General features: G+C 37.1%; 22 protein-coding genes. 4 read left to right on the top strand and 18 right to left on the bottom strand.

All coding sequences use genetic code 11. The annotated features are described in order from the left end of the window. Positions 1 to 116 precede the first annotated feature (116 nt). The 4 genes from ACSVH9_RS05640 to ACSVH9_RS05625 form a co-directional block, all read right to left on the bottom strand. The gene (locus tag ACSVH9_RS05640) at positions 117 to 1,112 is read right to left on the bottom strand and encodes a YcxB family protein (RefSeq protein ID WP_438062853.1); all 996 of its coding nucleotides are present in this window, start codon (positions 1,110 to 1,112) and stop codon (positions 117 to 119) included. 170 nt (positions 1,113 to 1,282) lie between these two features. After that, complete coding sequence (locus ACSVH9_RS05635; RefSeq protein ID WP_438062852.1) at positions 1,283 to 2,446, bottom strand: RES domain-containing protein; 1,164 nt, start codon at positions 2,444 to 2,446, stop codon at positions 1,283 to 1,285. A 555-nt stretch (positions 2,447 to 3,001) separates the two neighbouring features. Continuing rightward, complete coding sequence (locus ACSVH9_RS05630) at positions 3,002 to 4,090, bottom strand: HmuY family protein (protein ID WP_438062851.1); 1,089 nt, start codon at positions 4,088 to 4,090, stop codon at positions 3,002 to 3,004. A gap of 16 nt (positions 4,091 to 4,106) precedes the next feature. Continuing rightward, positions 4,107 to 6,224 (bottom strand): TonB-dependent receptor plug domain-containing protein, encoded by a 2,118-nt coding sequence (locus ACSVH9_RS05625; RefSeq protein WP_438062850.1) that lies wholly within the window; start codon positions 6,222 to 6,224, stop codon positions 4,107 to 4,109. A 110-nt stretch (positions 6,225 to 6,334) separates the two neighbouring features. On the opposite strand from ACSVH9_RS05625, the gene ACSVH9_RS05620 reads away from it, so the two are divergent. After that, positions 6,335 to 7,249, top strand: a complete 915-nt coding sequence (locus ACSVH9_RS05620) for a DUF6607 family protein (protein ID WP_438062849.1) — start codon at positions 6,335 to 6,337, stop codon at positions 7,247 to 7,249. Between the two features lie 11 nt (positions 7,250 to 7,260). Next, entirely contained in the window at positions 7,261 to 7,605 is a 345-nt protein-coding gene (locus tag ACSVH9_RS05615; protein WP_064715415.1) for a DUF6686 family protein, read from the top strand. 224 nt (positions 7,606 to 7,829) lie between these two features. On the opposite strand, the gene ACSVH9_RS05610 is transcribed toward ACSVH9_RS05615, so the two are convergent. From ACSVH9_RS05610 to ACSVH9_RS05570, 9 genes are all read right to left on the bottom strand, one after another. Next, the gene (locus ACSVH9_RS05610; RefSeq protein WP_438062848.1) at positions 7,830 to 8,330 is read right to left on the bottom strand and encodes an N-acetyltransferase family protein; all 501 of its coding nucleotides are present in this window, start codon (positions 8,328 to 8,330) and stop codon (positions 7,830 to 7,832) included. A 260-nt stretch (positions 8,331 to 8,590) separates the two neighbouring features. Beyond that, positions 8,591 to 9,025, bottom strand: coding sequence for a VOC family protein (locus ACSVH9_RS05605; RefSeq protein ID WP_438062847.1), 435 nt, complete (start codon positions 9,023 to 9,025; stop codon positions 8,591 to 8,593). A 33-nt stretch (positions 9,026 to 9,058) separates the two neighbouring features. Further along, positions 9,059 to 9,808: a DUF6597 domain-containing transcriptional factor gene (locus ACSVH9_RS05600; protein WP_438062846.1), complete on the bottom strand. Its 750-nt coding sequence runs from the start codon at positions 9,806 to 9,808 to the stop codon at positions 9,059 to 9,061. Further along, positions 9,798 to 10,202 (bottom strand): hypothetical protein, encoded by a 405-nt coding sequence (locus tag ACSVH9_RS05595; protein ID WP_438062845.1) that lies wholly within the window; start codon positions 10,200 to 10,202, stop codon positions 9,798 to 9,800. Before ACSVH9_RS05595 ends, ACSVH9_RS05600 begins: the two co-directional genes overlap by 11 nt. Before the next feature lie 135 nt (positions 10,203 to 10,337). Further along, positions 10,338 to 10,808, bottom strand: coding sequence for a GNAT family N-acetyltransferase (locus ACSVH9_RS05590; protein ID WP_438062844.1), 471 nt, complete (start codon positions 10,806 to 10,808; stop codon positions 10,338 to 10,340). A 296-nt stretch (positions 10,809 to 11,104) separates the two neighbouring features. Then, positions 11,105 to 11,605 (bottom strand): hypothetical protein, encoded by a 501-nt coding sequence (locus ACSVH9_RS05585; protein ID WP_438062843.1) that lies wholly within the window; start codon positions 11,603 to 11,605, stop codon positions 11,105 to 11,107. Between the two features lie 168 nt (positions 11,606 to 11,773). Further along, a complete protein-coding gene (locus tag ACSVH9_RS05580) occupies positions 11,774 to 13,564 on the bottom strand; it encodes an ATP-dependent nuclease (RefSeq protein WP_438062842.1) in 1,791 nt (596 codons plus the stop codon). 386 nt (positions 13,565 to 13,950) lie between these two features. Continuing rightward, a complete protein-coding gene (locus ACSVH9_RS05575) occupies positions 13,951 to 16,209 on the bottom strand; it encodes a TonB-dependent receptor (RefSeq protein WP_438062841.1) in 2,259 nt (752 codons plus the stop codon). 109 nt (positions 16,210 to 16,318) lie between these two features. Next, the gene (locus ACSVH9_RS05570) at positions 16,319 to 16,792 is read right to left on the bottom strand and encodes a hypothetical protein (RefSeq protein ID WP_438062840.1); all 474 of its coding nucleotides are present in this window, start codon (positions 16,790 to 16,792) and stop codon (positions 16,319 to 16,321) included. 221 nt (positions 16,793 to 17,013) lie between these two features. Here ACSVH9_RS05570 and ACSVH9_RS05565 point away from each other — a divergent pair, with 221 nt between their 5' ends. Then, positions 17,014 to 18,894, top strand: a complete 1,881-nt coding sequence (locus ACSVH9_RS05565; protein ID WP_438062839.1) for an Nramp family divalent metal transporter — start codon at positions 17,014 to 17,016, stop codon at positions 18,892 to 18,894. Between the two features lie 56 nt (positions 18,895 to 18,950). Further along, positions 18,951 to 19,604 carry a metal-dependent transcriptional regulator gene (locus tag ACSVH9_RS05560; RefSeq protein ID WP_438063035.1) on the top strand — a complete coding sequence of 218 codons (654 nt, stop codon included), beginning with the start codon at positions 18,951 to 18,953 and terminating at the stop codon, positions 19,602 to 19,604. On the opposite strand, the gene ACSVH9_RS05555 is transcribed toward ACSVH9_RS05560, so the two are convergent. The 5 genes from ACSVH9_RS05555 to ACSVH9_RS05535 form a co-directional block, all read right to left on the bottom strand. Then, positions 19,601 to 19,726 (bottom strand): FeoB-associated Cys-rich membrane protein, encoded by a 126-nt coding sequence (locus ACSVH9_RS05555; RefSeq protein WP_298297149.1) that lies wholly within the window; start codon positions 19,724 to 19,726, stop codon positions 19,601 to 19,603. The genes ACSVH9_RS05560 and ACSVH9_RS05555 overlap by 4 nt on opposite strands. Positions 19,727 to 19,794: 68 nt before the next feature. Continuing rightward, a complete protein-coding gene (locus tag ACSVH9_RS05550) occupies positions 19,795 to 22,041 on the bottom strand; it encodes a TonB-dependent receptor family protein (protein ID WP_438062838.1) in 2,247 nt (748 codons plus the stop codon). 90 nt (positions 22,042 to 22,131) lie between these two features. Continuing rightward, positions 22,132 to 24,231, bottom strand: coding sequence for a ferrous iron transport protein B (gene feoB / locus ACSVH9_RS05545; protein ID WP_438063034.1), 2,100 nt, complete (start codon positions 24,229 to 24,231; stop codon positions 22,132 to 22,134). Positions 24,232 to 24,239: 8 nt separating this feature from the next. After that, entirely contained in the window at positions 24,240 to 24,470 is a 231-nt protein-coding gene (locus ACSVH9_RS05540; RefSeq protein WP_438062837.1) for a FeoA family protein, read from the bottom strand. 490 nt (positions 24,471 to 24,960) lie between these two features. Continuing rightward, the gene (locus tag ACSVH9_RS05535) at positions 24,961 to 25,626 is read right to left on the bottom strand and encodes an SCO family protein (RefSeq protein ID WP_438062836.1); all 666 of its coding nucleotides are present in this window, start codon (positions 25,624 to 25,626) and stop codon (positions 24,961 to 24,963) included. Positions 25,627 to 25,775: the final 149 nt, after the last annotated feature.

The raw sequence follows: 25,775 nt of genomic DNA, 5'->3' as shown, positions 1-25,775 counted from the left end.
GCTGCAAACTTGTTTATCTGTGGGACAAAAACGGAACAAGCTACAATTTTTTAGGTTTTTGGTTTTAGTTAATGATTGTGAGGATGAGCGTGATGTTTTTGCTAGCGTGGGTCGTATTATTTTTTCGGTTGCTTAAATTTTGGATAAATATCGTCTTTTGTATTTAGCTTTAAATCTTGTCCACACGATTTCAAAATATAATCATTCTCTAATTTTTTATAATAAAATTTTGAAGCTTTCCCACTGCCAAGTACTTCTACTGAACCAAATATTTCACTATCATTAAAGAATTTATTTTGCTTTCTTAAAACTCCTAAGCTATCTGGATAAAATCCATTCTTACTTTTATAATATTCTAAATCTTTAACAGCTTCATTTAAATAATGTTCGGTAAACTCAATATTTGCGCTTTTAAATGTGTCACTTTTATTAACAAACTGGATAAACAAAAACCAAAATATTGGTGTGAAAAGAATACCTACTAAACCAATTAATTTTAGTTTTTTATCATTTCTTTTGAACCCTAAAAACATTAAAACTGCTCCAACTATAAACCCTATGTTTGGAAATATACCAACTAAACCTAGCCAATAAATGTTTTTTGAATTTTGCTTTGGCGTTACCGAAATTTTTTTTGAAAAATTTCCAATAAAATTATTTATTTCGGCATTATTTAAACCTTTCTTATTTATTAAAATTGAAGTATTATTATGTAAAACTAGATATGTATAATTTGGTAAATCATCAATTCTTTTTATTGATTCCCAATTGTATTTATTATTTTCGATTCCGTAAATGAAACCATTCTCTTCAATATATATAGTTTTTTTTCCGATAAGTAACGGGTTATTCTCAACCGTTTTTTTGTTTTTTTGGATATAATAATAACTTCTTAAAAAGTAAGCAAAATTCAAAAGCAATAAAGTTATTATAAAAATCGAGCTAAATTTTATCCAATCTGTTTGTTCATTAGGCAAATTACTTATCGTGAATGCAGCTGTTATAAAAGAAATCAGCAACATATATAGAAAAATTCTCCAATAAAGTTTTTTGAATGATTCAACTAAACTATTTGAATAATCATCTTTATAAATTTCAAAATTTAATATCATTTTATTTCGATTTCGCTTCTTAAATATGGCACACAACTTTCCTACGCTACAGCGGGCTTGGGACTAAATTAAGCCCATTATTCGGATTTGCCAAATCTTCCAAATACAAAACCAATTTCAAATTAAGCCTAATGCCCAAATTGCTTGTAGCGTGTGTTACCTGCCGTTATTTAGTATTTTGTTATTCTGCATTTACCTTGTTCAACATCAGATTGTACTTTTTTGTACTTAATATTGTCCATTCTTTTTCCGTTTTGATAGACTACATTTATTCGGTCATTTCGACCAAGCTTTCTGCTCGGACTGACTTCTGTTTCTTTTTTATGATTTTGAGGTGTACAATTAAACAAAAGGTTTTTTGGTAAACCTTCTTCTTCGTTCCGAACCTGTTTTCCACCTCCTACTTGTAACGTTCTAAATATTTCAAAAGCTTTATTGGCTTTTTCCTCGTCATAAAGAATTTTTCCATTTTCAAAATCAAAAGCTTCTGTTCCAAATGAACCAATTACTTGGTCGGTTGTCACTTCCTCTGAAGTATGGTCAAGGTTATCATATTCATCAAGAATAAATCTTGTCTCAACACCAATCAAATTATATCTCTCTAATATGAGTTCATTCCTAATTGCTACATTCCATCCGTGTTTTTTTCTTTGTACACTTGGATACAATATTGCATCAAAGTTTAATTCAGAAACGACTGGATAAAACAGTTGGTCGGATGATATTTGACCAGTAAACAAATAATCTCTTGGTCTATCTCTTGAAATTCGAAGACTATAAATTTCTTCAAAAAACTCTTCAAGTAAATAATAAACTTCGTGAAGTTTACTCTTAATTTCTGGTTTTTTAGTTAATTCTTTCTTAACAATGAAAGAATTAACTTTTGTATTTGGTTTTAATTCAAAATGTGAAATAGTTATTACATCTCCATTTTGCGGTTTAATTTCCCAATATGCACCAGCTTCTGAAGTAGCACAGTACAATACTTGCTGTTTAGGTATGTTGCATCTTCCAAAATTACAATAATCAATTGGTGGTGCTAATAATTGAGATATATGTGTTAAGTAACTCAACTCTTTACCTTGTGCTTCCAGAATTCTATTGTTGTTTGAAATTCTGACAAGCCTCTTCGGAGGTTTGTCAGTATTAGAACCAACTTTTAGTGTAAAGAATTTTGAAATATCATTCTTCAAATTTTCAAATTCTTCATCAGTTAAGTCTTGAATCTTGCCAAATAAAGACCGATAATAATTCAACTTTTCAACTATTTTTTCGATAGGTTCTAAATCAGGTTCTCCTAAATTATCTTTGTTCTTTGTGATTCTCTCTATCATTAATTATTTATTGAATTCGTCGTTTTTTGGTATAATGGCAGGTAACTAGTAGATAGGCCTGACAAGAGTTAGACTTTACTTCCTCAAATATATACAATTTCCATTACAAAAGTTTCGCAAGTTTATGGTTTGTTGTCGTTATCTTGTTGTTTTGGATGGTCTACTCACTTTTGGGATGGGATTCGACAAAAACACACCCCCAGCCCCTCTCAAGAGGGGAGTTCATCCAGCAACAATTAGCATTTGTGATTTCAAAAATTGAGATTTTCTCGTTCTAACGTTCCTAGCCCTGATGGGAGTGGAAATCCTCTGGCTCGGGTGGCTATTTTTGGGCAGGACGGAAAGAGCGACCAGAGGAAGCTCCTTTGCGGCCTAGCCCAAAAAGCCACGCGAGGCGGAGATTATAACGGACAGCAGGATTAGCTCCTAAAAAAACAATTTCATCACTTTATGAGACGCTATCCCAAAACACAAAAGGCCGCCGAAGCAACCTTTTGACTAACAACAACAAAATAAAAAAACGTAACTACAATTTTAGACACTTATAGCTTGTGTTTACTGTAATTTGGCATACTCAAACGTAGGATTTCCTCTTAGTCCCGCTTCGTTGCTCATCGCGAGGAAGCGCACTTTGTAGTAGTTGGAAGCGGCATCTTTGACCACATAGAAACGGTCAGTTCTCACACTAGGTAAGGTAGTTGGTCCGCCTCCGCTTCTCCAGTTAGCACCTATCATTCTTTGGTCGGTTTTGGAAGGGGTAAATTTATCTTCGACTACTTTTGCTAAAGTAAAATCTGCATAGCTACCACCATCGGCAACCAAAACTTGGTAGGCTTGTGTGCCACCCAATCTGTTTGTCACGATAAAATCGGAATAGCCATAGGTTACCTCTGCTGCTCCTGTAGGCAAATAATTCGTGAAAGGCGTAAAATTCAAATCCCACTTGGTTTTTTGTGGCTCGACCGTTACTGTTTTGCCTTCGGCCAAACTGAAAAACGTAAAATTGAAGTTGCTGTCTTTTGCAATGGTTTTTTCTGTAAAAGTAGTGGCACTCAAGTCCGCATATTGGATTTTGTAGCCGTTTCCGTTGCGTAGAATTCTGATTTTTTTCCAGCCTCTAGCTTCGCCATCTAGACTCACCGAGCCAACGCCTGGCGTAGTGGTCGAAACAGCAAAACCTAGATTGACCAAATAGACTTTGTTCTCGGCATCGTTGGCAGCAACTGCAGCGATGGCCGTTCCAACTCCTGCTCCCGCTCCTTCCAAAACACCCGTTGGATTATCGACAAAACCATTGCTGGCCAAAGTTGTTCCTCCGCCAACTGCCACAGCAGCATCTGCCGTTTGAGGCAAGGTAATATCAGTGGTTTCTAGTTTTTTAACGGCCATTTTTAAAGCTCCGTTGAGGATTACTCGGTATTCTGCACCCGTTGAAAATCCGAAATCCCAAGATGCTCTCTGAATCGCATCGCTTTTGCTGGTGCTCAAATCTACATAGACTTGATTCGGTTGATTCGGTCCACCGACTGCGGGTTGCAAAATCGCTCCTAAAGAAGAAATTTCTGGTTTGTTCCCTTCGTCATCGTTGGAACAAGAGCTTAAGGTAGCTAAGGCTAAGGCTAAAATTAAAAAGGTTTTTTTCATAACAATTTGATTTATATTAAAGATTAAGGTTATAGGTCAGTTTTACAAAAAAAGAACGTCCGTAAGCCAGCATCACTTGGTTGGATGTGGCGTGTCCTGCGCCTTCAGCCGTTCTAGTTTGATTGATGTTTTTGATGTCGAACAAGTTTCTCGCGCCTATAGTCGTTTCGAGTGTATTGCTGAAAAAATTCTTCTGAATGGTCGCGTCCAACCAATGGCTGTCGTCTATTTCGGAAATCACATAGGCACTACTACTTTCAATAAATTGCTGGGTTTTTCCGCTGTATTTGTAGTAGGCCGAAACAATCGTTTTCCATTTGGGTAGAGTATACGATACGCTAGTATTGGCATTGATGGTGTACAAAAATCGGTCATCTGACACAAAAACTTGATTGTCGATTTTTTGGGAAACGCCTACCAAAGAAGCACCCAAATTGAACAGCCAATTCTTACCCTTGAACTGATTCGTGGTCGCAACATTCCACATTTGATAGCGGCTGATGTTGATGTATTCGTATTCGGGATTGCCGGTTTCGGCATTGAATCGCGCCAATGCCATATCGATACGGTCGTCGACTTTGAGATAATTGGCGGTAAACGTATGCGCCACTTGCAGCCCCGAATCCAAAAATGCCGTTTTCTTTGCGCTCATCTCGTAAGACCAACTGGTTTCTGGAATCAGATTTTCATTGCCCGTAAAATGATGCCCATCAAAAATTTGTTTGGTGTACAATTCTTCGAATGTTGGGGTTCTGAAAGATTGCCCTAAAGAAGTGCGCAGTTCTATTCCTTTTGGCAACAAATAACGCAGGCCCAAGGAAGTCGCATATTGATTATCAAATTGCGATTGAATAGAATATCGAACTCCGGGACGAATAGAAAAAGAGGGCGTCGCTTTGATTTCTGAACTCATAAACCAATCGTAATTGTTCAAGCGTTTTGCTATCTGAACAAATAGATTGTTGCCTTCTTGCACCAAAGAATAACCCAAATTGCTCACCACTTCATAGCCCAATTGCACATCTATTTTCTTGCTTTTGAAAAAATTACTGAGCGTTCCGGTGCTATACAACACTTCCATCGCTTGGTCTTTTTGTCTCACGGCTTCCTTTTCCTGCTGTGTAAATAGATAGTACCTAAAATTTTCGGTGTCGCGTTGTTGTTTTTGATGCGAAAGCGAAACGGTATAACTCATCCCGTTTTCAAGTTTTCCGGAAGCATTCCAATTGTGGAAAAATCGTTGCGTCCAGTACCTTTTGTCCATAGCATAGCGGTAAGAACCAAGCGTTGGTGAATAGCCCGACTGTACCGTGCTGTTGTAAAAATCAACACGCTCGTTGAGCCATTGGAACTTATAAAACATTCGAAAAGCATTCTTTTGGTAGCCCAACATCGTGGTAGCATTCCATTGTTCTTTGGGCAACCAGCGATAGCCGCGCGTGGCATCATTTTCGAAATAATCCTTCCCTTTTTTGCCATCCAAAAAACCTTGAAAATCGTTTCGATTCACCGATGCATTAAAAAACCATCTTTCATTGGGTGCATAAGAAAGTGCCAAAGCCTGAATATGACGCCCTTTGTCAAAAAGAGAGAATTCGTTGTGTACCGATTCTTCTTGGGTTGTGGCGCGCAAACTCCATTTGTAGCGCGACCCTTTTTTGGTAATAATGTTGAGTACACCGCTTACGGCATTGGCAACGTGCGTCACGCCCATCGAGCCTTCAATGATTTCGATTTGTTCGATGTCGTCCAAATTAATCTGAGACAAATCGGCGTTATTCCCGAAACCTGCTTCTCCGATTAATGGAATGTTGTCGACCAATATCTTGAAATACTGTCCGTCTAAACCAAATAAAGAAACAGTAGAACGACCATCGGAACTGCTGGGTCTCACGGTAATGTTCAAATATTGATTCAAAACGTCAGCCAAGTTATTCGCAGCTAAATTTTTGATATCCTGACTAGAAATCACCCGAACATTGAAAACCGATTTTCTCAAAGACTGGGGTTCTATTTGTCCCGTCACCACAATTTCTTGCAACGGATTAGCCTGAAGCGAATCTTGTGCCTTTTGCTGGGAATAGCCTGTAAATACTGGCAATAACAAGATAATAACCGCTATACTCTTTTTCATTATTTAGAATTAATCTTAATTATTTTCGGCAAATATATATTTTATTTTTATTTATTCTAAATTAATATAGTATTTTTGTCCGCATAATTTTAACCCTTACTAATTAAAAAATGAAAACAAAATCAATGCTTATCTTAGGTGCACTTGCACTAAGTACGACCCTTAGTTTTGGACAAAATGCCAAGAAAAAAGAAGACATCAAGGCCATACAAGCGATGTGTGGTTGTTATGAAGTACAATTCAATTTTACCGAAACCTTTGACTATCCAAAAGATAGCGCTAGTTACAAACCCTCTAAAACCAAACACGAAACGGCTTTGGAATGGGTAGAATTGGTAGAAAACACGCCTAACAAATTGGTTTTACAACACCTACTCATTACAGGCAACAAAGAAGAAGACATTGTAAAACACTGGCGACAAGACTGGCTCTACGAAAACACCGATTTGTTGCAGTTTCACAAAGACCTTACTTGGAAGTATAAAAAACTTGACCCCAAAACCGTAAAAGGCCAATGGACACAGAAAGTATACCAAGTAGACGACAGTCCAAGATACGAAGGCTCTGCTTCTTGGGCTACGGTAGATGGCGTGACGTCTTGGAAAAACACTACCGATGCGCCTTTGCCTAGAAGAGAGCATACACAACGCAACGATTACAATGTTTTGAAAAGAAGAAACATACACGAAATCACTCCAAAAGGATGGATTCACGAACAAGACAACGACAAATTGATTCGTACAGAAGGAGGTTCGGATGTACTTTTGGCACAAGAAAAAGGAATGGATATTTACACCAAAGTACCAGACGAAAAATGCCAATTGGCGCAAAAATGGTGGTCAAAAAACAAAGACCTTTGGGCAAAAGTACGCAACGAATGGGCAAAAGTTTACGCACAAAACAAAGACCTAAACTTGGAGAAAAAAGTTGATAAGAAATCATTATTCAGCATCCTATTCGATTTAAAACCCGATGCTTCACAAGAAGAAGTAGCCAAAATCATTAACGCATTTGTAATTCGCTAAAACCTAAAACGATGTGCACCCTAAATATTTTAAATAGAACCAATAACGGACTGTTATTTTATTGTACGCATAGTTCGCTGTACAATCTTTCGTTTAACAATTTGACCTTCAACTTTGATGCGGTGGAATTTGATAGATTTAGGGTGTACCTCAACTCCATAGACAGTGCGTACTGGGAAAAGGAATACGAAAATTCTATCTATGAAAAGAAAATTCCCATTCCAACCTTGCAAAACAACTTTATCATTTTGCTGAATCGCCACGAATTGGAGGAACTCAAAATACTAGTCGATTTTAGCCATCGGGCTCGCCTGTTAGCCCCCGAGGAAATCAACTATAAAATGATATACAATTAAAAAATAACCACATAGAATCATAGATAAAGTAATAAGTAAAAAAAAAAAATAGAAATAGCGCTATTTCTCACATAGAATAACTATGTGAATAGTAAAACGTCTATTCTCTTCTTTTAATCACTAAAATTTCTATGTCTCTATGTGGTAAAAAAATCACCACTTATTAAAACCAAAAGTCCAGCAAACACATACGATTGCTGGACTTTTATTTATCTAGTTTTACCCTATTTCAACAACTTCTCAAAGGCCTTTCGCGGCGCACCGCGAACCACAATTTCGCCACAATAGATATAACCCAATTTTTCGAGAATTTTCAACATCGGAAAATTATCAAAGTTGGTATCCACTTTAATACTAAACACGTTTTTCGAAATACTCAACGCCTCAATTTTCTCAAACAAAAGTGTGGCAATTCCCTTTCCTTTGTACTCAGGTGCCGTAGCCACACGATGCACGACCACATAATCCGAGTAACTCAACCACTCGCCTTGCAGGTCGTTGTAGGTTGGTTCCTCACCAAAAATGATGGCTGCATAGGCTACAACCATCTCATTTTCGACCAATACGTGGGCGTATCCTTTCACAAAATCATTGGTCACCGTTTCCAAATTCGGATAACCATCTTGCCATTGTGTGCTGCCGTCTTCTTTGCGTTGTGCAATCGCCGCTTGCAAAATATCCCAAATCACAGGAATATCTGCTAAACTTGCTGTTTTCAAAATCATATCGTGCGCATTTGAGCCGTAAAAATAACTTTTATCCCCAAAAAACGAATGCTTTTTTGCATTAGTTTGAGGAGCACCTCCAACCTGCTCACCACACGAGTCGTCCTGCTGTACGCTCTATCTTGCTTGCCGAACCCCGTCAAGCAAGGATGCCGCTCCCATCAGGGCTAGACGAAAATATTTGGTTTTCAGAAGATAAAGAATTCCAGTAACAAACAAAAATCCAGCAAACAAAAATGATTGCTGGACTTTCTTCCAGGCTATATTTTTTCTGCTTCAATCAAATGATGGTCCCACTGCTCTTTTGGCAAATCCGAATACAACTCGATTAAATTATGTTCAGGATCTCTAAAATGAACCACCCGAATTCCCCAAGCCGTCATATCTTTGGGTTCGGTCAAGAAAGATAGGCCTTTCTTCTGTAGCTGTTGGTACGTATCATTAACGTTGTCTACTTGCAAAACAAGGGCTACTTTATCTCTGCCACTTTCCGTAACCAAGGTATGAGAATCGTTGATGGCGGCATTCATTAAATCCGCTTTGAATAACGAAAGCACCGATGGTGTTCCAAGAGTAAAACTGGCAAAGTTATCGCCCAATTTTCCCCAAGTACAGCTCAATCCGAGTAGGTCGTGGTAAAAAGTAAAACAAGTGTCAAAATCGTTTACTAATAATCTGAGGTTACTAAATTTCATTTGGTTAGTTTTTTATGAATTACTAACACAAAACTACTTTTTAGGTAGCGCAGTCAATTGTAAAAATCGGTCGTTTTTGTTTTCAAACAAATCCGTTGGATTGTTGCCAGTATGTTTTTTTAGATCTTTGATAAAATGGGATTGATCAAAATAATTCCCATCAGGATACAGTCGTCCCTCTTTGATGGATTGATAGGAGGCAAACAATTTTAAAATCTTCGCATACGATTTTAACGGGAGCCCAAAACGGTCTTTGAAATAGCGATTGATTTGCCGCTGGGACCAAAAAACTTGCGATGCGTAATACTCAACCGTTTCGGCTCCGTGAGTTTGTTGCAACAAACGAAAAAGCTGCTGTTTTCTCGTGTCCATTGCTTTGGATTTCTCCAAAATCGACACCATATAGTCGTTCATTTTTGCAACAACTGCCTCAAATACTGGAAAAGGCAATTCGTTTACTTGCCAAAAATCATATGGCTTAACCTTCTCACTGTTATAACAATCGGATATTTTTTGTTGCAACAAATAATCCGCAGCTAATAAAGTAAAACGAATCCCAAAAAGTTGTTGATTGGGCTGGATCGACACCTCTACTTGTTGACTCCAAATCCCTGTTAAGGATACTTCTCCTTGCCGGTAATTGTCAAACGAAACAATGAGATCAAAACAGCCATCTGGCAAAATGGTAAAATCAAGCTGCTGATCGGACACATTGTCCAACCACCAATAACTTCTGACCATTTCTGCCAATTGAGCCGAAGGCTTGCATTCTTTATAGACCATTAACTCCAACTTGCTTCATTATTTTACGCGCTTCTTTGAAATCCTCTGGTGTTTTCACTTCAACCAAGTCGCGTTTTTTTCCATTATTTAGTACAATCGCCAAGCGTTTTTTTCCAAAAAAAGAATATTCCTTTAGCCCTTTGATTGAGCTAACAGGAATTTTTTCTGAAGTCGTATTCTTCACTGTCAAATTATACAACACCACTACCGACACCAACCCCAGAAAAAGCCAAACCAATTGCATAAAACCGATACTGCTTATACTAAAAGTCGAAACATTCAAAACGGCGTTGAGTAAATTCAAAATCATCAAAAGCTTTAATAAAAAATGGTGATTTTTCAATCCGTCTTGAATGACTAGAGTTTGCTCTAGGGTGTTGTAGTGTAATTTCATTGTTGATGTTTATTTTTTTTTAATCCTGAAGAAGTTTGTTATGACAGTTTGTGGAGGTAACTTTTGATTAAGCGATGAGTTTTGAATACAAAACTAACTTTAAATTAAGCTCAAGACAAACATTCATACAAACTGCTATTCGTTATTTTTTTGGTTTGAAATTAATTTTCCGAAACATATTGCTTTTTCGTTACCAATGTATTTTCCATAATTGGGTATTTCTTTGTATCCATTTTTTAAATAAAAAGCACAGGCTTCTTGATTTAATCTTCTCGTTTCTAACCAAACTTCTTTGTACTCTAATGCTTTTGCTTTATCCTCAAGGTAATTTAATACTTTTCCTCCAATACCTTTTCTACTATACTTTGAAAACATTCTTTTCACTTCTGCTATATCACTCGAAATTGGCCTAATAGCACCACAACCAACAACTTCGTTTCTCAAACTTGCTTTTACAAAAACCGATTTAGTACTTTGCCCATCCCATCCTTGAAATGAATTTTTACCTGTATCACCAAACCGTTTTCCAAGTTCTGCTGATAATTCTTCAATTAGAGGAATCACCTCAATATCTGTTGGTTCTGTTTCTATAATTTGGATTGTCATATATATTTTAATCGTTAAAGTTCACTATCTAAAATGCTTCAATAAATGTGTCGTCATACATTAGCAACTAACATCAGTCTGCAAAATAATCTCCGGTCATTGTCATCCCAAAAATAGTCAAACCAACTTTACTAAAAACTACCATCTATAACTTAAGAAAGATATTTTTTTAGGACTACACCCAAAAAAAGAAACCTCGCTTAAATATCCTTAAACGAGGTTGTTTTTTATGCTGATTTTGAAAATTTAGTTTTTATAGAGAGTTGTGCGACAGTTACTACTGTTAACAGCTGGAATTATTTTCTAATCCTATTGTCATTTTTCTCAAGTTCGCTTTTAATCAGCTGAATCAATTCTCCAATTTCTTTCTTTAAATTAGGATAAAATTCGTCTGCTTTTTTTCTGAATTTTTCTTGTTCAGTTGATATTATGCTCAAATCAGTATCACCAATTTTGGTTGGTAAACTTTTTCGATAATAAGAAGACCAAATATAAAGTTCTTCACTTACATTCGCTAATTTTTCATTAATGTGTTTTGGTGAAATTAGATTCGCTTTTGAAGAAAGTATTGAACCTTCATCTATTAGTTCTGAATAATCTTTTCCTCTTTTAGTATATCGTTGAACTTTTTCTAATGATGCGATTAAATCAATGTAAAAAGATTTAATTTCATCGTTTTCTTTAATTTTCAAGTCCAGAATAAACTTACTTTTTTCACGCTGATTAGTAAAATACATTGTCAATGCAACTCCAAGTAGAGCTGATAATGCTGATACAATTGCTATTTCAAATTCCATTTTGTCGTCATTTTTGGGATTATTCCTGCTAACGTTTGGCTAGTGCACAGGTTGGGATTAAAAATGCTAGTTTTGTCTATTAATCAAAAAATTTGCAAATACAAAATCAATTTTCAATAAGCACCAAAACCGAACTTACGATTACTAGTGATTAGCAGCAGTAATATTTTATAATTCTACTGCATTTAGTTTTTCTTCTAATTCCTCTATTGAAGACCATTCTGTACAATTAATCGGTGTTTCAGATTCAAAATTTATTAATGCCTTTAATAGTGTTTCTACTATGTTAAAAAAATCAGGGTTTTCTTCTAATTTTTTTAAAGCATTATATGGCTTTTCTTCATCTGCAATTTCACCAAAATATGCTTCTTCAAAGTTTGGTAATGACGCTAGAAGACGAGTTGAACGCCCAGCTGGTTTAGAATTTATTGCATCTAAAATATTAGGATTATTACCCCAAGCAGGATTTGCCATTTCTTTTCCTTTTTTTGTGGTTATTCTTGGTAAATCACAATCGTGAAGTACAGAATAATCAGACCCGAAATGGTTGAGGATTTTAATTAAAGAAACGATTGTTGCTTTTCCTCTTGCACGGATTATATTTATGTTGTTATATAATTCTGGTTTTTGCCTCTTTATGTAGTTAAAAGCGGTATATTCTGTATCTCCTTCTACAACAATTACTTTTCCTCCAAAGAAAAATTCTGCAACATAAGGATCACACAAATTTAGAAGTTTTAAATTTTTTTTATCTTCATCATCTAATTTCACCTTATCTGGCCTAAATACAGTTGTACCTATAATATTGCCATTGCCTTCTTTTTCAACCTTTATTATTGTTGTATTGTCTTTTGAAAAATCTATAAAAATAGGAGAATGAGTTGTTACCATTACTTGCCAGTTACCAGTTTCTGGTAAATCATATAATAGATTACAAGCTTCTCTAATTGCGTTTGGATATAAACATAACTCAGGCTCATCAATTAAAAGTAAATGTGGTCTACTTATCGCTCCTTCAGGCTTAGCCTTTTGATTATTCTCTGAAATAAATTTTAGCGCAGTCCATAGTAAAGTTCTACGAGCTCCACTACCTTGCCTGTCAATTGTACTTAAATAACCATCTTCAGGTCCCATAAGTAATTGTGCATCTGCTTTAAATAAGTTTATTGCATTATCAAGATTATCTTCAGCTTTAGCATCAAAATCAATTTTATAATTTGGAAAAACCTTGCTAATTAAGGCGCTTAATTCTACATTAACTTCATCTATTTGCTCTTTAGTTTCTTCAAGTATTTTCTTTTGAAGTTCTTTAACTTGTCGTAAAAGTTTTTGATAATCATTTTCTTCTTCACCTTCCTCATTCGGAATTTTATAGTTTTTGACTCTTTCTGTCAAAGCTTGCATAATTAGTTTTTTAATTTCGTCAGCTTGCTTTTCTGGTGAATCAAATGCATCAACTTTATGTGGTTCAGGTCTCCTTGAATTTGCAACATTTGGAGCTCCCCAAGGCACATTATCACTCCAAACATTTTGTTCGACGTCCCATCCTTGTCTTTTGGGTTTTCCTTCAGATTCCCAAGAAAATTTTTCTTTAACAATAAAATCTCCGTTAGGCAAAGTTTCTATCCATTTATCACCTGGAGCATTATCATAAACTCTTGTATGAATTTCTATTTCAGGTAAATTGTTGGGGTCTATTTTGTTGTTTGGAAAATCCTCTATATTTAAATTTGCTTTGCTCGAACCTTGAGACATTGCTAATTCATATGCTTTAAGGATTGAACTTTTTCCCACATTGTTTGCTCCGACTAAAACGACGATATCATTAAGGTCAATTTCTACAGGAGTATTTCCTATGCATCTGTAATTTTTGATTATTAATTTAGTTAATTTAGGTTTTGGAATATCAGGATTTTCTGAGACTAAAGAAATTTCTTCAGCCTTTTTTACTTTAGCCATTATGTGATAGAATTTTTAGTTATTATTGCTTATGAATAGTAAATATGTCTGACAAAACCACTTAAATCCATCTTGTTTTGAGTAGATAGGTGTGTTAAGCATCACAAAGTATTTATTTCTCAAATATATACAATTTTAACTACAACTCTTTTTATTTGTTTCTGGTTTTGGTTTTGGGTTGGTTTCAAAGTCACGTAATTGGATTCGACAAAAACACACCCCCAACCCCTCTCCAGAGGGGAGCGGTCCCTGCAATGATTGGAATTTGGCATTTAAAAATTGAAATTTCCTCTTGCTAACGTTCCTAGCCCTGATGGGAGCGGCATCCTCTTGTGGCGGGGTTCGCCACAAGAGATATAGTGGACAGCAGGATTAGCTCCTAAACATTAATCCAAATGCCATCGCAAGCCTACAAAAGCGCGAATGCCTTGATTGGGTCCGTAGGCATAAGTCGGGTCGAAGGTCAGCGCATAGGGATTGTCGGGAGTGGGTTGTGCGACGCCGTTGCTATCGAAGGTGACTTGCTTGTCGAAAGGGTCATTGGCTCGTGCAATTAAGAAAGGATTTCCGCGATTGGGTGTCCAATTCAGGAGGTTTTTGACTCCGCCAAACAACTCCACGTTGTGGAATTTCTTATAGGTGATTTGGATGTTTTGAATACTGTACGGCAAGGAATACTCGCGACGCGGATCGAGTGGGGACAACAAGGGTAAACGCATACTGCCAGTATAACTCCCTGTATAATCCAAACTCAGGAACCAATTGGGGATTTCGTAGCTCAAGGCCCAAGAGAGGCTGACTTTTTCGGTAAACAAAGGCACAAAACGACGGCCTTCTTGCTCGGTCAACGGATTGAAATAACTACCACCCAAAGTGCCTTTCACCCCAAACGGACTTACCCAATCCAAGGAAATACTACTGCCGAAAATTCTAGAAAAACCATCGAGATTGGCATAAATGATTTGGTTGGGATTCGTATCATAGTCAGCAATAATACGGTTTTTGAAATGGGTGTACCAAGTCGAAGCTTCGAGAGTGATAACTCCAGCTGTGTTGGTATCGAATTTCTTGAGGTAATTCAGGTTGGCGGTATACGAAGTTTCGGGGTCTAAATCGCCTTTGAGTACGACTTCTCGAGCCCCCGAAAGCGCTTGATGGTCTTCGGTAAACAAATTCACCACTCGGAATCCTGTTCCTAAATTCAGTCGCAAAATATCGGTGGCGGTGGGTTTCCATTTCAAGGCGAGACGAGGCGTGACAATCGAACCGTGCGCTTGGTGGTAATCGTAACGCACGCCTAGCAGCAAACCCGTTTGCTTAGAAAGTCGGATGTCGTCTTGGAGAAATCCACTGTAAATAGCGGTTTGGGAGGAAGTGGCCGTAGCGGGCGTGTTGTCGTTATACCAAGTAAAGCGCGCACCCGCACCGAACAAAAGCGAATGATTTTTGAGCTCTTTATCCCAAAGGTATTGCCCAAACGCAATTTTTTGGTTCGCCAAAAAAACGGAAGTACCATAGACCGAGTTTTGGTCGTGGCCCACCATCGAGAATTGCAAGCTCATTTTTTCATCCAAAGGCAATTGGTACTTGCCTAAGATTTCGTAGCGTGACGTATAAATACTTTCTCCATAGACTTGATCGCCTCCGCGGAAGTTGGAATTCCACTGCATTTCGCCACCCCAACGGTCTTCATACAAATAACGGGCGACGAGGCTCATTTCTTTTTTGGAACGGCGTTCAAAATTCCAGCGGCTAAAAAAGGAAACTCTTTTCTGCAAAGCAATATCTGTAAAATTATCGCCGTTGTTATCGACTAGATGGTCATTATAAAACGTGCTGAGTCCAAAAAGGGCATTGGCATTTTTACCAATATTGGTACGATAACCCAAATCGAGACTGTTTTCTAACCAAGAAGTGGTCATCAAATCGGCAGTAAATTGAGGAGCGTTTTGTGGTTTTTTGGTAATGATATTGATGAGTCCGCCTACCGCCTCGCTCCCATACAAACTAGAAGCAGCGCCTTTGATGATTTCGATTTTGTCAATCATCGCATTCGGAATTCCAGACAAACCATACACCGTTCCCAAAGCACTCACTATGGGCATTCCATCGATAGTCACCATTGTGTAAGGGCCATCCAACCCATTGATGCGAATATCGCCCGTGTTGCAAACATTGCAATTGTTTTGTGGACGCAAACCGTTGACGTTTTGCAAGCCTTCAAAAACTGAAGCGGTAGGATTTTGTTTCAAAAAAGTAGTCGAAATGATTTCTACTGGCACGGGATTTTCTAAACGGCGAACGGCTTTCATCGTACCCGAAACCACTACTTCGTCGAGCAGTTGTTCATTGGTCACAACATTTATTTTTAGTAGCTGCTTAAAATCCGCACTGTTGATGGATTGCGTATGTGTTTTGATTCCGATAGCAGCAACGCGAAGCGTATAGCGTTGTAGCAGCAATTGAGGAATTTCAAAAAAGCCCAAACTATCCGTTTGAGTTCCAAAAGCAGTGCCTACGATTTCAACTTGCGCTTGTGGTACGGGTTGATTTTCGGAGGTGACTTGTCCGCGAAGGGTAGCTTTTTCTTGTGCCAAAGCAACAGTTAACGAAAAGAAAAACAAGTAGCTATATAATAATTTCATTAGAGTAAATAATATTTTAGACAAATCTAAAAAATAAATACATACAAACATAAAAAATACAGTATCGAACTTCAATACTGGATTTTAGCATACATTTATGGTAATGAGGTTATAAATCCTCAAAAATTTGAACCGTTAATCCGCTTTCTTGATCGTAATCAATTTCCAAAGCTCCTGCTTCGAAAGTGATACTAACATAGGCGCCAGACATAGGCGTATCTTCACGCTCCACTTTTATACCAAGCAATGGTGTTTTGATGTTTTCAATCCATAACGGAGCAGCTGAAACATCAATTCTTTTTAAAGACAAAGTCCCGTTAAATTGTTCTTCTAGTTGTTGTTGCTCTTTTTCGAAATCATAATCGGTCACGATAGAAAATCCAGTATCTTCTTCATTGATTTTGAAAAACATTTTTTTTTCGTTCTCAAAATGCAATTCAACCGTATCAATAAATATGAACTTATTGTCCTGTTGCACCAAATTGACCCACAAATGGTAAAATACTGCGGTTACTTTGCTACCTTTTTGAACTTGTGATAAAAGGGATACTTCTTGTGAACTAAAGGAATAACTACTACTCATAAAAATGAAATGGATTAAAAATAAACAGTTCACAAATCGACTGTCGTTATTAAACTCGCAAAATTACGACAACCAAGATGAAAAAAGTAGGAATAGGGTATAATTCTTTTCAATTGGCCTTTGACAAATTGAGTTTAAGTACAGGTGTATTTAGACAAGTCTAAAAAAATATTTAAAGTGAACTTTTTTTGTATATATTTGGGTTTTAAAACACTATACAATTGAGTCATTCCTTAGAAGAAGTCAACCAATCGGTGACTACACAAAATAAAAAATCAACGTTTAGAAAAATCTTGGCTTTTCTAGGCCCAGCTTATCTCGTAAGTGTAGGCTACATGGATCCGGGAAACTGGGCCACTGATATTGCGGGTGGAAGTCAATTTGGCTATTCACTATTGTGGGTATTGCTGATGAGTAATCTTATGGCATTGCTATTGCAAAGTTTGAGTGCTCGTTTAGGGATTGTCACCCAACGTGATTTGGCACAAGCCTCACGCGAAACCTATTCGCCTTTTGTGAATTACATTTTATATTTTTTGGCCGAAATTGCCATTGCTGCTTGTGATTTGGCCGAAGTACTCGGAATGGCGATTGGAATTAATTTACTGTTTGACATTCCGTTAATAGAAGGCGTTTTGATTACTGTTTTAGATACTTTTTTACTGCTCTTCTTAATCAACAAAGGCATCCGAAAGATGGAGGCTTTTATCATAGTTTTGGTAGCCATCATAGGATTTTCTTTCGTCTTTGAAATGTTTTTTGCCCAACCAGAACTAGACAAAGTAGTTTTAGGATTGATTCCCTCCATTCCAAATGAAGCTGCGCTTTACATTGCCATTGGAATTATTGGAGCCACGGTAATGCCTCACAATTTGTACTTGCATTCGTCTTTGGTGCAAACCCGAAAATTTGATCGCAGTCCGAAAGGCATTCGACAAGCCTTAAAATACAACCTAATTGATTCAACGATTGCACTGAATTTGGCTTTTTTTGTGAATGCCGCTATTTTGATTTTGGCAGCCGCGACCTTCTACAAAAACGGGCTATTTGAGGTAGCCGAAATTCAAGATGCTCATAAATTTTTGGCACCAATTTTAGGTACTAAATGGGCTTCTATCCTATTTGCCGTGGCATTGATTGCTGCTGGACAGAGTTCAACAATCACGGGAACTTTAGCGGGTCAAATCGTGATGGAAGGCTATTTGAATTTACGCATTCAGCCTTGGGTACGACGCATTATTACCAGAATAATAGCCATAGTTCCAGCAGTGATTGTAATCTTGATTTATGGCGAAAGTGTCACGGGGAAACTACTCATTTTCAGTCAAGTGATTTTGAGTTTACAATTGGGATTTGCCATTATTCCATTGATCCATTTTGTAAGCGATAAAAACAAAATGAATGGTTTTCATATCAACACGCTGACTAAAATAGCCGCTTGGACTATTGCTTTGATTATTGTTTCGCTAAACGCTAAATTGGTTTTTGACGAGATTCAAGGTTGGTTGTCGGAGTCTCAAAACCCAATGGTGTTATGGTTAACTGTAGTTCCTCTTGCAATCGGTTTCTTAATTTTACTACTTTATATTGTTATAAAACCGTTCTTAACCAAGACAAAATATACCATTCAAAATCATTCGCCACATAATATGGCCTTGCAATTCAATTCTACCGAGGCGCATCTCCCTCAAAAAATTGCTATTGCCGTCGATTTTTCTTTTGCCGATGAAACTGCCATTAACTACGCCTTTAATATGGGTGGAAAAGAGGCTAAATATACGCTGATTCATGTGGTTGAAACGGTAGGTGCTATGATGTACGGCAAACAAACCGACGATCACGAAACCACCATTGACGAAAAATTGTTATTAGAATACAAGGAAATGTTTCAAGAAAAAGGTTTCCACGTCAAAACCCTACTTGGTTTTGGGAAGCCCAACAAAGTACTTCCAAAATTGGTCAATAAAGGCAAATTCGATTTACTTATTATGGGTACGCATGGCCATACTGGATTTAAAGATTTACTATTGGGAACCACAATCGATCATTTGCGCCATAAGATTTCCATTCCATTAGTATTGATTAATAATGCTAAAAAATAAAACAACCCCGTTCTGGCTTTAAAAGCTGAAAGAGGTTAAAAATTCCATTTCATATGATGACCCACTCCGAAGAAAATTACCTAAAAGCGATTTATCATTTGACGGTGCAGCTTGAAGCCGAAGTACCTACGAACGCCATTGCCGAAATGATGGAAACCAAAGCTTCTTCGGTAACCGATATGTTGAAGAAATTGGCTGATAAAGCACTAATCAATTACATCAAATACCAAGGGGTTTCTTTAACTGAAAAAGGAATGCATGCTGCTAAAATGATTGTACGCAAACACCGTCTCTGGGAAGTATTTTTAGTTGAAAAATTAAGTTTTACTTGGGACGAAGTACACGACATCGCCGAGCAATTAGAACACATCAAATCCGAACAACTCATCAATAAACTCGATGATTTTTTGGGTAACCCAACCGAAGACCCTCATGGAGATCCCATTCCAGACGCACAAGGAAAAATTACTAAAACAGAAAAACTATTACTCTCAGAATTGGCTGAAAGCGAAACTGCTATTTGTGTGGGAGTAAAAGATTCCTCTGCCGATTTTCTGCAATACTTGAACAAACAAAAAATTGCTTTAGGAGCGGTTATCAAAGTATTGGGAAGAGAAAATTTTGATGCGTCTTTACATTTAATCATCAACGATACACCACTTACCGTATCGTCAAAAATTGCAGGAAACTTGTATGTGAAGCGGGTTTAACCACACCCACAATTCCCGTCTCCACAGTTTTTTTTGGACTTCTTTTTCCAGAAAAACTTTCGAACAAGGAAACCAATGGCAATAGCCAATAAGGAAAAAGCGATGATTTCTTGTACCAACATAGTAGGTTCATTTTAAAGAATTAAACCCAGATTCCGCATTAGAAATCTGGGTTAAAGGTAGGCTTTATTTAAAATTTGGCACCAATACTAATGTAAAAAGTACGTCCATCATTTGGCAATACGCCAGGTCCAGGATAACCTCCAGCACGACGAGTAGCATAACTAACATTCGTAAGATTATTAATTCCCGACTTAATATTATAATTCCCAAAAAAGTCATATTTCATAGAGAAATCATAGACGCTAAATCCTGCTAATGCCCCAGTTACACCGTTTGCTGATGGAGTTTCGGTGTTGTTGGCATCGGTATAAATCTTACTGGTTCTACGATTTTGAAACGTGGTAGAAATATTTTTGAAATCCCAACTAATACCAAAATTGTGGATGTAGCGTGGCGCATTCTCTACTTGTTTTCCAGCCAAATTGCTTTCAATAATATCTATATTTCCTGTTGTTGGATTAGGTTTTACTTGAGTGAATTTAAAATCAGTGTAAGTAGCATCAATGAAAGACATCGTAGCAAAGAAGTTAATATCTCCTATTGTCTCATTTACATGAAATGCTTTGGCTACATTCACATTTACAAATCCTTCAAATCCTTTGTGTGTAGTCTCCCCTAAGTTGGTTCGAAATAAAAAAGTTTTTTGTGTTGTTGGATCATCATTTTCGAATTTAGAAATTCCTCCCACTCTGTTTTGATATGAAATATAAAAATACGACACATCAAAGTTTACAAAACCAAGAACAGAACCTCTGTATCCAAAATCAAAATTATAACCTTTTGCATCTTTCAAGTTCGGGTCAATCACATCAGTAGTTGCAGAAGGTGTCAAGTCTGAGAATAATACTGGACGAAAGGCTTGTGAGAAATTAGCATAAAAGTTTGTTCTTTCCCATTTGTATTCTACTCCTAAACCAAACAATGCTACATTTCGAGTAATGTCTTGCGGAGTCGCTATAACATCATTTCCATTAATGATATTAATTCTTCCTGCACTGGTAGAGCGAATCGATTCGAAACGCACACCAGGTGTCACACTTAATCTTGGGGTAATTTTGAACTGATTTTCTGCAAAAGCTGCAAAATTGTCTGTGGTGAAATCTAAATCACGATTGTAACGACCTTCAATCGTCAAATCAAAATCAGAACCCGTCGTTCCTGTTCCTTGTTGCACACGGTTCATATTGGCTTGGTACAAACGAATTCCAAAGGCTAATTTTTGTTCTTCCTGACCTAATCTGTATTTGAAAATACTTCTGGTTTCTAAACCAATATTTTTATAAAAATCACGATCTACCTGACGATTGTCATAAGCATTTGTAGCTGGATTAATTGCATCGACCAAATTTGGAGCTTTTATAAAACCTACCGAATTTCGTTCTCCAATTAATCCAAAAAGTTTCGCATTAAAAGTCAAGCGATCACTGAATTGGGTATCCAAAATCAAAGCTCCTACATTCCAAGGGGTACCAAACCAGTTACGACTGCGAAGAGATTGTTGCGGATTAGCTTCAAACTGTGCGTCCGTCAAACCTCCAGCTTGTTGCATATCATAATCCATATTGGTATATTCAGCCGAAAGTTTGGTTTTCTCGTTGAACTTGTAGGCGAAGTAAGCGTGGGTATTGCGCACCGAATAACGTCCATTTTCTCTCCAACCATCCCCATGTCTGGAATGATTATAAACGTAATAGTCTATTTTTTTTGTGGTACCACCAATGGCGTTATAGGAACTAAACAAGCCATAACTCCCCACCGTATTTTGAGTTTCGAAAGAGAAAACCTTTTCGGTTTCGCGTTTCAATTCGTAGTTGAGCATTCCGCCAAACTGTGATCCAAATTGTAGTGAAGCACCACCGCGAACCAATTGAATATTGGCTACTGCTTCCAATGGCGGATTGTAATACGCTTCTGGATAGCCAAACACATCCGAGGATATATCATACCCATTCTGACGCGTATTCAATTCCCAACTTCTGTTAGGACTCAACCCACGAACACCCACATTGATTTGTATTCCAGAGCCCTCATTTTCCCAAATTGAAACACCTGGCACTTTAGCAAAAATCTCTCTTGCGTTGTTGGTCACCACATTTCCATTAGTGTTTAGCAATGAAATCACTTCGTTTTTCTTTCCAGAAAACAAACTATTGCCCTGTACTTCTTTCAAGCGCTCTACAGGTTGTTTTTTGTAATAAACAGTTACAGGATATAATTTTTTTACAGTGTCGTTTAAAGCAACATCATTAGTGTCTTGTTGTCCGAAAGCCAAACTACTTGTCACTAGTACAAGCGCAGAAAAGAATAATTTCATTTTTATTTAGATTAATTCTAGACTGCAAATGTAAGTTCGGATTCTTATTTAGACAAATTAAAAATTACTTTTAACATTTGTTCTGCTACTTTAACTCAATAATTGATAAGCTACTAAAGCCACCGTATAAGCAAAAGCACTCATAAAAATAAGCTGCCCCAACGGCCATCTCCAACTGTTCGTTTCTTTACGTGTAACAGCGAGCGTGCTGACGCATTGCATAGCAAAAGCATAAAAAAGGAGTAAGGAAATCCCAGAAGCAAAATTGAAGACTTTTTCGCCTGTCAAAGGATTGATTTCGGATTGCATTTTATTCTTGATGGTGTCTTCATTATCGGTGTCGCCAACGCTGTAAATCGTCGCCAAAGTACCTACAAAAACTTCTCGGGCCGCAAATGAACTGATAATGGCTATCCCTATTTTCCAATCATAACCCAAAGGTGTCAAAACAGGTTCGATAGATTTACCCATCAGCCCGATATAAGAATTCTCTAATTTTTGTGAAGCCACTTCGTTCTCCAACTCTGTTTCAGAAAGGGGTTTATCAGCGTGTTTGCTTACTACAATTTGCTCCGCATTACTGAAGTTTTCACCTGGGCCATAGGAAGCCAAAAACCACAAAATAATCGAAATTGCCAAAATGATTTTTCCAGCGCCAAACACAAAAGCTTTGGTTTTTTCGATCACGTTGATACCCACGTTTTTAAACAAAGGCAATTTGTAGTTGGGCATTTCCACAATGAAATAAGACTTACCTTTAATCTTCAATATTTTATTTAAAACATAAGCCGAAAAAATTGCCATTCCAAATCCCAACAAATACAATAACATTAGGGTTAATCCTTGCAAGTTGAAAATCCCCAAAATCCTTTGATCTGGAATCACCAATCCAATAATGATGGCGTACACTGGTAAACGCGCCGAACAAGTCGTAAACGGAGTCACTAAAATGGTTATTAAGCGTTCTTTCCAATTTTCGATATTACGAGTCGCCATAATCGCAGGAATAGCACAAGCCGTTCCCGAAACCAAAGGCACGACACTCTTGCCCGACAACCCAAATTTACTCATAATTTTATCCATCAAAAACACCACACGACTCATGTATCCGCTTTCCTCAAGTATAGAAATGAACAAAAACAAAAAGGCAATCTGAGGAATAAAAATTAAGATACCGCCAATTCCTGGAATAATTCCTTGCGAAATCAAATTGGTCAACATTCCTGCAGGTAAGACTTCGGCAGACAAAGCGCTCAAACTAGCAAAGGAACTGTCGATAAAATCCATTGGCACTTCTGACCACACAAAAATGGATTGAAAAATACCAAACAATATACAGAAGAAAATTACATAGCCCCAGAATTTATGCGTCAACACACGATCCAATTGGGCTCTAAAATCTTTAGCAATAGATTGATCGATGGTCATTCCCACTTTCAACACATCATTGATGAATTGGTAGCGCTTAATCGTTTCTTTTTGCTGCAAGCGTTTCAAATCCGAATGCGATTTGGTGAACGTGCTCTGAATTTCTTTACGCTCTAAATTCAAAAAGTTCACATCTTGAGTAATCACCAACCATAACTTATACAGCAATTGATTTGGAAACGCCTTGCGAAGATTTTCAAAATAGTCTGTATCAATCACAGAGGCATTCAAGCAAGGTTCATTAGAAATGGATTTATACGAAACGATTAAATTTTTCAATTCCTCAATTCCAAATCCTTTTCGGGAACTCACCAAAGCAATTTTGGTTTTTAGCTTTTCTTCTAAAAAAGGAATATCCAAACTGATGCCTTTGTATTCCATTCTATCGGCCATATTTATCACCAAAATAGTCGGTATTTCAAGGTCTTTGATTTGGGTAAAAAGCAACAAATTACGCTTTAAATTCTCTACATCTGTCACCACTATGGCTACATCGGGATAGAGTTTATCGTTTTTATTGAGCAGTAATTCAATTACCACATTTTCATCGATAGAACTGGCATTCAAACTATAGGTACCTGGTAAATCCAGAATATTGGCTTTGAAATTATAAGGCAACTTACAAAATCCCACCTTTTTTTCTACCGTAATTCCAGGATAATTGCCTACTTGTTGATTCAAACCCGTCAATTGATTAAAAACAGAGGTTTTCCCCACATTCGGGTTCCCTATCAAAGCGACATTGATGTTGTGATTGCTGATCATTAGCTTTATTGGATTCGTTCCACTTCTATTTCCTGAGCCGTTGCTATTCGAATGGCAACGTGCGATCCGTTAATGTTTAGATACAGCGGATCACCGAAGGGAGCGATTTGCAGCAACTCTACTTCATTACCAGGCAAACAGCCCATTTCGAGCAATTTTAATGGAATCGCATCAATATCAAAGTCTTTGATAATGGCTCTTTCCCCTTTTTTGAGTGAATGTATTGTTGTTGACAAACCTTATTTAGATTGAATTAAGATTGCAAAAATACATATTATAATAGAAATTCAAATGATAATTATCACAATTGTAAAAAAGAATCTGACTGTCGCTAAGTGCCCTAAGAAGTTAAATGGCACGCAGATGAAGCGGATGAAGCGGATTTTCGCTGGTTTAAACTAAACACTATGAATTAAAAGTCCAAAGATTTGATTTCACAAACTCAAAGTCTGAAAGGTTGGATAGTAAATTTTTACCGCAAATTCGCAAATTATTCCAATTAAAAATATTTCAAAATTTGCGAATTTGCGGTAATATTTTTTTTAGTAACTAAAACGAAAAGCCCCGAAAGTGCATAGCTTTAAAGTTTATTTGAGACCAATAAAAATCCGTGTGCATCCGTTTAAATCAGCGTCATCCGTGTTCCATTTCAGAACTGAAAATCACACTCATAACCACTGCTGAATTGGTGAAAATTAGTGGAATTCGTGTTCCATTTTCGCCAAACTAATTAGCACACAAAAAATTAATATCTTCTATCAATCGCGTCATATCTTCTTTTTTGGTTCCATCATAAAAACCACGAACGCGTCTTTTTTGGTCCACCAATACAAAATTTTCGGTATGCACCATATCGTACAATTCTTCAGGTTTTCCCAACTTAACGGCCAAATACGATTTTCGAGCCATTGTATAAATTTCCTTTTTATCGCCCGTAACCAAGTTCCATTTGCTATCTATCACTCCATGTTTTAGCGCGTATTCTTTTAAAACAGGCACACTGTCGGTCTCAGGAAAAACGGTGTGCGACAACAGCATTACTTTGGGATTATTTTTGATAGCCACTTGCACTTCGGCCAAATTCTTGGTCATTTTGGGGCAAATAGAACCACAAGTCGTAAAGAAAAAATCGGCCACATACACTTTCCCTTCATAATCTTTTTGGGTAATCGTTTTCCCGTTTTGATTCACAAACGAAAAATCAGCAATCGTGTGCGCCTTACTCACATATTGCACCGTACTGTCTACCAATTCAGGATTCACGTCGGCAGGATTGTAAATAGGCAAAGTCTTTTCTGGCTTCAACGCATTGTAAAATAAACCAATAGTAATCACCGAAAATACCAATAAAACACCAAAAAATATACGATACTTATAGAAGAAAGCTTTCATCTGTAGGTTTTTAAAATAAAATAGAAAGTCAACATTTAAATTTCGCGCAAAATTACAAAACAACGGTCTGCCTTGCACTACTCTTTTTAAAATAATACCAAACAAAAACACATTTTATCCCAAATGAGTTCAGGTATAATGCCGATATA

The sequence above is a fragment of the Flavobacterium sp. RSSB_23 genome (genome assembly GCF_051547145.1).
Classification (GTDB): domain Bacteria; phylum Bacteroidota; class Bacteroidia; order Flavobacteriales; family Flavobacteriaceae; genus Flavobacterium.
Note: the sequence above shows the minus strand (reverse complement) of the source record. Positions and strands in the feature narration are given on the sequence as shown.